Below are 660 nucleotides of genomic sequence, written 5' to 3'. Positions count from 1 at the left end.
GTTTACTCCAAAGAATTCAATTTTTTAAGAAAGCAAATTAATACTGGAGACTCAAAATACTTGTTAGAAAGGATAGAAGTTTAATAGTGTGGGAATGCTTGTATATATAGGAATTAAATATTTATATCAAATTGTAAAGGTATTCAATGGAAATCGGAGAAAATACATTAATATTAACAACCTGGTTTATTTTTGTTTAAAGAAAAAGTCATAATTACAGATGGGGTACTTTGGCGTGTTTGATTCTATCAGAAAGTAAAGTATGGGGGGAATCACGATGTCGATGAAAAAACGTAAATGGCTCAAAATGATGTTGACTGGTTGTGTTTTAGGTTCATTGTTAGTAACGGCAGCTTGTTCAGGAAAGAAGACAAGTACAGAAGATGAAAAAACGATTAAGGTAGGGGTTCTTGCTTCGTTAACAGGTCCATTAGAATCATATGGAAAACAAACGGTAAATGGATTTGAATTAGGGTTAGACTATGCAACTGGTGGAACAGGGAAAGTAGAAGGAAAGAAGATTAAGTTTGTTGTAGAAGATACAGAAACGAAAGCAGATGTAGCAGTTAAAAAAGCTACAAAGTTATTAGAAGAGGAGAAAGTTGACTTTTTAGTCGGATCATCTAGTTCAAGTGATACATTAGCGGTTTTACCACTAGC

The 660-nt window shown here is 33.3% G+C and carries 1 protein-coding gene; it reads left to right on the top strand.

The genetic code is table 11. The annotated features are described in order from the left end of the window. Positions 1 to 277 precede the first annotated feature (277 nt). A partial coding sequence (locus AC1DTM_RS30400) for an ABC transporter substrate-binding protein (protein ID WP_477001693.1) occupies positions 278 to 660 on the top strand: 383 nt, incomplete at its 3' end.

This window comes from Bacillus sp. P4_D3, from assembly GCF_056401855.1.
The sequence above is the reverse complement of the archived record's forward strand: the minus strand, read 5'-3'. Positions and strand labels throughout refer to the sequence as shown.